The sequence below is a fragment of the Faecalibacterium sp. An77 genome, assembly GCF_002161315.1.
Taxonomy (GTDB): Bacteria; Bacillota; Clostridia; order Oscillospirales; family Ruminococcaceae; genus Faecalibacterium.
Window position 1 is genome coordinate 113419 of record NZ_NFHK01000004.1, and the last position, 9148, is coordinate 122566.

Annotated in this window: 12 protein-coding genes; all 12 read left to right on the top strand. The window is 63.2% G+C overall.

What is annotated here, in order from left to right; all coding sequences use genetic code 11:
* Window positions 1-33 precede the first annotated feature (33 nt).
* The 12 genes from B5G28_RS03050 (at window position 34) to glmS (ending at window position 9130) form a co-directional block, all read left to right on the top strand.
* Window positions 34-525: a zinc ribbon domain-containing protein gene (locus B5G28_RS03050; protein WP_087246273.1), complete on the top strand. Its 492-nt coding sequence runs from the start codon at window positions 34-36 to the stop codon at window positions 523-525.
* A 155-nt stretch (window positions 526-680) separates the two neighbouring features.
* The gene (locus tag B5G28_RS03055; RefSeq protein ID WP_087246256.1) at window positions 681-1412 is read left to right on the top strand and encodes a MazG family protein; all 732 of its coding nucleotides are present in this window, start codon (window positions 681-683) and stop codon (window positions 1410-1412) included.
* A 21-nt stretch (window positions 1413-1433) separates the two neighbouring features.
* A complete protein-coding gene (locus B5G28_RS03060; RefSeq protein WP_087246257.1) occupies window positions 1434-1703 on the top strand; it encodes an HU family DNA-binding protein in 270 nt (89 codons plus the stop codon).
* A gap of 113 nt (window positions 1704-1816) precedes the next feature.
* A complete protein-coding gene (locus B5G28_RS03065; protein WP_087246258.1) occupies window positions 1817-2062 on the top strand; it encodes an RNA-binding S4 domain-containing protein in 246 nt (81 codons plus the stop codon).
* A gap of 58 nt (window positions 2063-2120) precedes the next feature.
* Window positions 2121-2405, top strand: a complete 285-nt coding sequence (locus B5G28_RS03070) for a YabP/YqfC family sporulation protein (protein ID WP_087246259.1) — start codon at window positions 2121-2123, stop codon at window positions 2403-2405.
* 38 nt (window positions 2406-2443) lie between these two features.
* Entirely contained in the window at window positions 2444-2872 is a 429-nt protein-coding gene (locus B5G28_RS03075) for a hypothetical protein (protein WP_087246260.1), read from the top strand.
* 45 nt (window positions 2873-2917) lie between these two features.
* A complete protein-coding gene (locus B5G28_RS03080; protein ID WP_087246261.1) occupies window positions 2918-3214 on the top strand; it encodes a septum formation initiator family protein in 297 nt (98 codons plus the stop codon).
* Window positions 3215-3288: 74 nt separating this feature from the next.
* Entirely contained in the window at window positions 3289-3801 is a 513-nt protein-coding gene (locus tag B5G28_RS03085) for a S1 RNA-binding domain-containing protein (RefSeq protein WP_087246262.1), read from the top strand.
* 116 nt (window positions 3802-3917) lie between these two features.
* Window positions 3918-5123 (top strand): class I SAM-dependent RNA methyltransferase, encoded by a 1206-nt coding sequence (locus tag B5G28_RS03090; RefSeq protein WP_087246263.1) that lies wholly within the window; start codon window positions 3918-3920, stop codon window positions 5121-5123.
* 443 nt (window positions 5124-5566) lie between these two features.
* Complete coding sequence (locus B5G28_RS03095) at window positions 5567-6445, top strand: DUF5685 family protein (protein ID WP_242967448.1); 879 nt, start codon at window positions 5567-5569, stop codon at window positions 6443-6445.
* The gene (locus B5G28_RS03100; RefSeq protein WP_087246264.1) at window positions 6442-6999 is read left to right on the top strand and encodes a hypothetical protein; all 558 of its coding nucleotides are present in this window, start codon (window positions 6442-6444) and stop codon (window positions 6997-6999) included. The genes B5G28_RS03095 and B5G28_RS03100 overlap by 4 nt, the downstream gene beginning before the upstream one ends.
* A gap of 301 nt (window positions 7000-7300) precedes the next feature.
* Complete coding sequence (gene glmS, locus B5G28_RS03105) at window positions 7301-9130, top strand: glutamine--fructose-6-phosphate transaminase (isomerizing) (protein ID WP_087246265.1); 1830 nt, start codon at window positions 7301-7303, stop codon at window positions 9128-9130.
* Window positions 9131-9148 lie beyond the last annotated feature (18 nt).

Below are 9148 nucleotides of genomic sequence, written 5' to 3' on the forward strand. Positions count from 1 at the left end.
GGCAGATTACCGAGAAGCGAGGTGTCTTTGAAAATGGATGCAGAAAAGTGGAAGGATACCATTCTGGCCAAGAGCCGTGAATATGTGGAGCTGGGTGTCAGCGTCGCCAACGACCTGACCGAAAAAGGCAAGACCCAGGCCAAGATCCTGTCCAACCAGGCCAAAATCAGCAAGGCTCAGCGCCAGCTGGGCGCTCTGGTGTACAGCCTGGCCAAGGGCAACGAAGAAAACCAGCCGCTGGTGGACCGCTACATCGACATGATTGATTCGATCGAGCAGGAGAACCGCCAGCTGAAAGCCAAGCTGACCCCCGCTGAGGCCAGCGAGGTGGAGCACGCAGCCGCCGACGTGGAGGCCGACCTGGCCGACGTCATGGCCGACCCCGTCCAGGAGGAACCCGCCCCCGAGGAGCCCGCTGCCGAGGCGGCGCCCGCGGATGACTCCGCCAAGAAGTACTGCCCCCAGTGCGGTGCAGAAGTGGCGCCCGACGCCCTGTTCTGCACCAAGTGCGGCGCACAGCTGTAAAAACCAGTCCTACAGAGGCGCTCCCCGCCGGGGAGCGCTTTTTGCATGTGGAAAAATTAGGATAAATGGGCCGAAACGCTTGAAAATTGGCGCAGTATAGGGTAGAATAAACTAGGATTTATGCCGGTATTTCCGGCAGAAAGGGAGAGCGCTGCATGATCGACTGGCCTGAAAAGGAGCACTATACCGCGGAGGACCTGGTCCAGATCATCCGCATCCTGCGGGACCCGCAGGAGGGCTGCCCCTGGGACAAGGTCCAGACCCATCAGTCGATCCGCAAAAACTTCCTCGAAGAGACCTGCGAGGCCCTGGAGGCCATCGACGCAGACGACCCGCAGATGCTGCGGGAAGAGCTGGGCGATGTGCTGATGCAGGTGGCGTTCCATGCGGTGCTGGAGGAAGAACAGGGCCGCAGCACCTTCTCGGATATCTGTCGGGAGGTGTGCGAAAAGCTGGTCTTTCGCCATCCGCACCTTTTCGCGTCGTCGGCGGCGCAGAATGCCGGTATAAACGGCTGGGATGCGCTCAAAAATAAGGAAAAGGGCCGCCAAACCCTTGCCGATGAGCTGGACACCGTTCCCGCCACCCTGCCGGCCCTCATGCGGGCCCAGAAACTCCAGAAGCGGGCGGCCGGCCACGGCATCGGTCCCGCCGGCGAGGAACAGGCCCTGGATACCCTCCGGCAGGCCGCAGACCTCTGGCACGCGGCTGCACAGGGGGATGTCCCATCCGATCAGGCGGCCCGGGCGGCCGGGGAACTGCTGTTCGCGGCAGTGGATTCCATCCGGCTGGCGGGGCTCGACGCGGAAGAAGCTCTCACATTTGCATCCAAGGCATTCTGCCGGACGCTGGAAGGCGGGCAGGGCGCTGATCGAACCGAACATTGAATTGATTTTGGAGGTACAACTATGACCAAGGCTGATCTGACTGCACAGGTTGCAGCAAACACCGATATGACCAAGAAGGACGCCGACAAGGCTGTGAACGCTGTGTTTGAGGCCCTGAGCCGCGCTCTGGCCAGCGGCGAGAAGGTCACCATCTCGGGCTTTGGCACCTTTGAGGTGCGCGAGCGCGCCGAGCGCCAGGGCATCAACCCCCGCACCCAGGAGCCCATCACCATCGCTGCATCCCGCAGCATCGTCTTCAAGCAGGGCAAGGCTCTGAAGGACTCCCTGTAAGCAAAGACGGGCCGGGACCTCTGCGTTCCTGCGATGAACCCGCTGCCGGAAGGGTCCGCCCCGTGCGGACAGCCGGCAGCTTTTTGTATGTTTGGACAAAGGAGAAAATTACTATGCGCCTGGATAAATATCTGAAGGTTTCCCGCCTCATCAAGCGGCGGACGGTGGCCAACGAGGTGGCCGACGCCGGCCGCATCCTCATCAACGGCAAGGTGGCCAAGGCCAGCGCCGCCGTCAACCCCGGGGACGTCGTCGAAATCACCTTTGGCAACCGGCCGGTGAAGGTGCGGGTCCTGTCGGACGCCGAGCCCCGCACCAAGGACGTGGCCCGGGAGATGTACGAGGTCATCGAGGAATAACCCCAGGCCCCTGCCGCATAGACTGCATCACAGGAAATGTGCGGCGGGGGGCGATGCAATGGAAAAACAGACCGGCAAACCGGCCGAGACGGTGCCTCACAACCTGATCCTGGAGGAGCGCAGCCGCCTGACGGTCACCGGGGTGCGCCGGGTGGTCCGGTGCGACCCGGACAACGCGGTGATTGAGACGGCGGACTGCGTCCTCAACCTGACGGGGGCTCAGCTGAGCGTCACTGCCCTGGACCTGGAGCGGGGCGAGGCCAAACTGTCGGGCCGGGTGGACGCGCTGGAATACACCGAGGCCAGGACCCCGGGCGGCCTGCTGCGCCGCCTGATTCGCTGATGGCGCCGGTTCTGGCCCCCTGGCAGGCGGGGCGGGAGATGCTCTGCTGCCTGTATCTGGGCGCCCTGGTGGGGGCGCTGCGGGCGGTAGGACCCCGGAAGGGCCGGGGCGCGTTTCTGCCCGACATGGCCCTGGTGGGGATGCTGCTGCTCTTTCTCCAGAGCTACGCCGCCGGCTACAGCGACGCCGGGAACCTGCGCTGGTACATGGTGGCGTCGGGATTTCTGGGGGCGCTGGCCGCCCATGGGCTGCTGGCCCCGGTGACGGCGCAGGTCTGGCGTCTGGCCCTCTGGCCGGGACTGGCCATGGCCCGCCTGGTGGGCCGGCGGGCGCTGCAGCCGGCCTTTGCGGCCCTGCGGGCCCGGCAGGAGGCGCGCCGCGCCGCCAAAGCGGCAAAAACCGCGGCAGAAAAGCAAAAAAAGAGCTTGCCAAAAGAGGAGCATCTGTTGTATAATTCGAATGTATAACGATTCGGTTGTGGACAGAGAATCCATAGGATGGAGGCAGCCAGGATGGCGCGGAACCGCAAAAAAACCAAAACCCTCTGGTGGGGCATCACCCGCCTGTTTTTCGTGCTGCTGCTCATCAGCATGCTGGCGGCGTATGTCTCGAACCAGGTGACCATCAGCTCCAAACAGGCGGAGCTGGACGCCCTGAACGAGCAGATCGCCCAGCAGAAGTCGGAAAACGAGGAGCTGGAGCGGATTCTGGACGGCAACCCCGACGAAATCGTCGAGTGGATTGCGCGGGACTCCTATGGTTATGCGGCTCCCAATGAGCGGATCATTGTGGACATCTCGGGCAACTGAAGTCGTCTGTTTGCGGCGGGCTGCTTTTGCGGGCAGCCCGGGAACTCTCTGGGCTGAAGAAAGGGTATAGAGCTTTGATAGAGGTTGGTAATATTTTTGAAGGCCGGATCACCGGCATCAAACCCTTTGGCGCGTTTGTGGCGCTGCCTGAGGGGCGTGTGGGCATGGTCCACATCTCGGAGGTGTCCAACGCCTATGTGCAGGACATTGCGGCGGTGCTCCATGAGGGCGAGACGGTCAAGGTGAAGGTCATCAGCATCTCGCCGGAGGGCAAGATCGCCCTGTCCATCAAGCAGCTGCTGCCCCCGCCGGAGCGTCCGGCACGGGACGGCGGCCGCGGCGGTGCGCGTTCCTCCGGCCCGAGGGATGGCCGCGGCGGCCCGCGGGGCGGCAAGCGTCCCCCCCGGGACGACGGGCCCCGGGTGTGGCAGCCCCGCCCGCCGGCCAAGAGCGACAACCTGTCCTTTGAGGACATGATGAGCCGCTTCAAGAGCCAGAGCGAAGAAAAAATGGCAGATCTCGACCACGAGTCGGGCGGACGCCGGGGCGGCTATGCCTCCCGGGGACGCCGGGGCGGCGGCCGCTGATCTGTTCCACAGACCAGAACCATCCGGGCCTGCCCCCAGCGGGAACTGTGCAAGGCAACCTTTGCCGCGCACCCCTGCGGGGCGGGCCCGTTTTGCTGCAAAGAAAGGAAGTCTCCATGTCTGCAAAGTTTGAACTGATTGCACCCTGCTTTTTCGGCTGCGAGTCCACCGCCAGCTTTGAGCTCAAGCGTCTGGGCGCCGAGGACCTGCGGGTCACCGACGGCCGTCTGACCTTCCGGGGCGGCGCGGACCTGATCGCCGCCGCCAACCTGAACCTGCGCACGGTGGAGCGGGTGATGCTCCTGCTGGCCAGCTACCGGGCCGATACCTTTGATGACCTGTTCGACGGGGTCTACGCCATCCCCTGGGAGGAGCTGCTGCCCGCCGACGCGGCTTTCCCGGTGAAGGGTTCCTCCCTGAACAGCAAGCTGTCCAGTGTGCCCGCCTGCCAGAGCATCATCAAAAAGGCCATCGTCAAGCGCCTGATGAAGGGCCACAAGACCACCGTCCTGCCCGAGACCGGCAGCGAGTACCGGGTGCAGTTCCTGCTGCGGAAGGATCAGTGCGAGATCATGCTGGACACCAGCGGCGAGGGCCTGCACAAGCGGGGCTACCGCCGCAACGCCATGGAGGCCCCCCTGCGGGAGACCCTGGCCGCCACCATTGCCGACCTGGGCCGGGTGCGCCGGGACAGCCGGGTGGAAGACCCCTTCTGCGGCAGCGGCACCCTCATCATTGAGGCGGCCCAGAAGGCCATGAACATCGCTCCCGGCCTCCAGCGCCGGTTCGCCGCCGAGCGCTACAGCTTTGTGCCGGCGTCGGTGTGGGCCGAGCAGCGCCGGAAGGCCCTGGAGGAAATCAAGCAGGACGCCGCCTTTGAGGGCTTCGGCTATGACCTGGACCCCGCCGCCGTGGAGCTGGCCCGGGCCAATGCCCGCCTGGCCGGCGTGGACAAGCGCTGCCACTTTGAGGTGGCAGACGTGGCGGCGTTTGCGCCCCAGTCCGAGGCCATCGTCCTGACCAACCCTCCCTATGGCGAGCGGATGAGCACCATCGAGGGAGCCGCCCGTCTGGCCCAGACTTTTGGCCGTCAGATGGAGGCCCATCCCTGTGCCGGCGTCTATGTCATCACCGCCGATATGGAGTTTGAGGCCCACTACGGCCACCGCGCCACCAAGCGCCGCAAGATGTACAACGGCATGATTCCCTGTCAGGTCTATATGTATTACAGCGCCCCCGGCGCCAAGGCCGCCCGCCCCATGGCCAAGGAAGGGTTTGACGGCCGGCGGGCTCATCCCCACAGCTCCAACGGCGGCCGCTGAGCCGAAAAACCTGTTGAAACAAGGCAATCCCGGGACAAATGACTGCTCAAAACAGGGGAAAATAAATCAAGAAATTGAGACAGCAAAAAAGAACGGATTTTGGTTAAAAACCATCGGGTGGAACGGCTGAAACCGGATCTTTTCCGGGACAAATGCAAAGAGTTTTGAAATAGGAATTGCATCTGGACACAAAATCGATTATACTAATAGAAAGTTACGACCCGGGCTGCCCTGCAGGCGGCAAAAAACGGGCCCCAGGCGCCCCGGAGGGCGCCGCGGGCCGGGGCAGGGCAGGCAGAACCGGGACCCATTCTTGAATCCAGCGGTGCGCTGCGCAGGTGCGGCTTCCTCGCGGTCGAGGGGCAGGAACCGGCGGCGCACCCTGTGCGTGGATTGGTGATGAACCCGCGTTTGCGGGCACAGTATAACGGAGGCAGTGGGCCATGATGACAGGCAGACTCCACCCTTATCTGCCGGAGCTTACCATTCAAGATTATAATACCTATCTGCGCTATCGGCGCGGCGTGAAGTACCAGCTGTATCTCGAGTACGGCCTGTTTGCGTTCAGCCTGCTGCGGTGCAAGGGGGCCGGGGCGGCCCTGGCCCTGCTGTCCGACAGCCTGGCGGGCCGCCAGGCCACCTGTCGGGAAATCCGCCTCCCCGGCAGCCTGGAACGGGTGCCGGTGATGTGCCAGACCCGGGGCATCCGGCTGGCCGCCCAGATTGAGGTGCTGATGAGCTGGCACCGCCTCCAGGACCGCCGCCCCGCCGAGCTGCCCTTCCGTCTGAAGGTGCAGCGTCTGATCCAGCGTCTGGCCCTCTACCGGGCCTACCGCAAGGCTGTGCAGGAGGAACCCGCCCTGGAGCGGATTTTCTATCAGCAGCGGGCCCAGGCGGTGGCCCAGCATCAGCTGCGGGGCCAGAATTATGCGGTGGCCTCCGAGCCCATGAGCAACGTCTACGGGGCCCTGTTTTCGGTGCTGGCCCCCGACGACGCCGTCCAGCGAAAAAATATGCGGTACATTGGCAGCTGCATCGGCAAGGCCTTTTATCTGCTGGATAAGGCCGCCCGCCATCATCTGGACCAGAAAGAGGACCGGTACAATGTCTTTCTGGCCAACGGCCTCAGCGGCGAAGCCGCCAAGGAAAACGCCCGCCGCCAGGCCATTGCCGCCATTAACGATCTGTCCCGGGTGTACACCCTGATGGACGTGAAACTGAACCGTACCCTCTTGGACAACATCATGATCCTGGGCCTGCGGGATACCGTGGACCCCCTGGAGCACGGCTCCTGGGATCTGAATTGGGAGCTTCCTTCATGAAACAACGCAAAAATCCGAGCTGGTCGATTGCACTGTGCGGGATGGCTGTGGCCTTCTCGGTGGTGCTGATGCTCCTGGGGGCCATCATTCCCGTCGCCATGTTCATTGCCCCCGCTGCCGGGGGCATTTTCATAGGGGTGGTGAACGAGGAATGCGGTTCGCGCTACGCCTGGACCACCTACGGGGCCGCCAGCCTGTTGGGGCTGTTCTTTGTCCCCGACAAGGAGACGGCCCTGTTCTTTGTGGCGCTGCTGGGGTATTACCCGCTGGTGAAATCCCGGCTGGACCGCCTGCGGCCCGCCGTGGTGCGGGTGGGGGCCAAACTGCTGCTCTGCAACGGTTCGGTCCTGGTGCTGTACGGGGTGCTGCTGGTGTTTTTCCCCGGGGGGCAGATGGCCGATGAACTGCAGGCCGCAGCCCTGGTGATGGCGGCGGTGACCCTGCTGATCGGAAATGTGGCCTTTTTGCTGTTCGACCGGGCTCTGGCCAATCTGCTGCGGCTGTACCGGCTGGTGTGGCAGCCCCGGCTTCATAAGATGCTGGGGAAACGATAAAATACAAACAGGATGGAAAGAAGGAATGTGTACTTTCAGTTGACAAAAAGCGCCGGGCCACGCGGGTGACAGCCGTGAGGGTGACGAGGGGAAGGATCATCGAAAGATTCGGCGGATGTTCTTCCGGCTGATGGCTGTACCAGCCGAGAGAGAAGAGCAAAAAACGGCAGCAATACCGCAACAGATCTCTTCAAAGCAAGCCATACCGTGAATACAATCGTAGGGGCGGTCTCTGGCCCCCCTGGGAGGCTGAGCAGGCCCTGAAAACAGAGGGCGTGCCGGCCATGGAGGTGTTTTGCTTATGTGTGGCATTGTAGGCTATGTGGGCGCCCGCTGCGCCCAGGACGTATTGCTGGATGGTCTGACCAAACTGGAGTACCGCGGCTATGATTCGGCCGGGGTGGCCCTGGAAACCCCCGACGCCATTCGGGTGGTCAAGACCAAGGGACGTTTGACCGCGCTCCGGGCCAAACTGGCCCAGGAAACCGCCGCAGGACTGCCGGTGAGCCACTGCGGCATCGGCCATACCCGCTGGGCCACCCACGGAGAACCCAGCGACGTCAACAGCCATCCCCATTCCACCCCCTATGTGAGCATCGTCCACAACGGCATCATCGAGAACTATGGCGCCCTGAAAGAGATGCTGGAGGCCAAAAACTATACCTTTGTCAGCGAGACCGACACCGAGGTCCTGGTCAAACTGATTGACAGCTGCTACCAGGGCGAGCCCCTGAAAGCCCTGACCGAGGCCCTGGCCCGGGTCCGGGGCAGCTACGCCCTGGCGGTGCTGTTCCGGGATTTCCCCGATACCCTGTTCGCCGTCCGGCGGGAAAGCCCCCTGATTGTGGGCTACGGGGAAGGGGAGAACTTCCTGGCGTCGGATATCCCCGCCATCCTGAAATACACCCGCAGCTACAGCGTCCTGGAAGAAGGAGACATGGTGGTCTGCAAGGCGGACGGCGTGGCCTTCTATGACGAGTTGGGGCAGCCGGTCCAGCGGGAACGCCTCACCGCCGACTGGGACGTGGAGGCCGCCGAAAAGGGCGGATACCCCCACTTTATGCTCAAGGAAATCAACGAGCAGCCCGCCGCCATTGCCGCCACTGTGGGGCCCCGGGTGGAGCAGGGAATGCCGGACCTGCGCATCCCGGACCTGACCGACGCGCGGCTGGCCGCCATCCGGCGGGTTCATCTGGTGGCCTGCGGCACCGCCATGCATGCCGGCATGGTGGGTAAGGCTGCCATCGAAAAGCTGGCCCGCCTGCCGGCGGAGGTGGACATCGCCAGTGAGTTCCGCTATCGGGACCCCATCCTCAGCCCCGAGGACCTGGTGATCATCATCAGCCAGTCGGGAGAGACCAGTGACACCCTGGCGGCCCTCAAGCTGGCCAAGAGCCGCGGTGTGCCGGTGCTGGCCATCGTCAACGTGGTGGGCAGCTCCATTGCACGGGCGGCAGATTACGTCATGTACACCTACGCGGGGCCGGAAATTGCGGTGGCCTCCACCAAGGCCTACATGGTCCAGATGTGCGTGCTGTACCTGTTCGCCCTGCGGCTGGCCTATGCCCGCGGTACCCTGGACGAGGCCGAAACCCGCCACTACACCGCCGAGCTTCAGCGGGCGCCGGAAGTCGTCAAGCCTAGATTGGATGACTGTGAGTATATCAAATATCTGGCTAGCCTGTTTGTAAATACCCAGAGCTGCTTTTTCATTGGGCGGGGGTTCGACTACTCCCTGTCCCTGGAGGGCAGCCTCAAGCTGAAGGAAATCAGCTATGTTCATTCCGACGCCTATGCGGCGGGAGAACTCAAGCACGGCACCATCAGCCTGGTGACCGACGGGGTACCGGTGATCGCCCTGGCCACCCAGCACAATGTCTATGAAAAGACCCTCTCCAACGCCAAGGAGACCAAGAGCCGCGGCGCCAAGGTGCTGCTGTTTACCACAAAGGATGCGGTGGTGCCGGAGGGGATTGCCGACTATATCGTCCGTCTGGACGAATACGAGGATATCTTCATGCCCCTTCAGCTGATTGTGCCGCTGCAGCTGTTTGCCTATTATATGGCCGTGCTGCGGGGCTGCGATGTGGATAAACCCCGGAATCTGGCCAAGAGCGTCACGGTGGAATGATTTGCAAACCCGCCCACC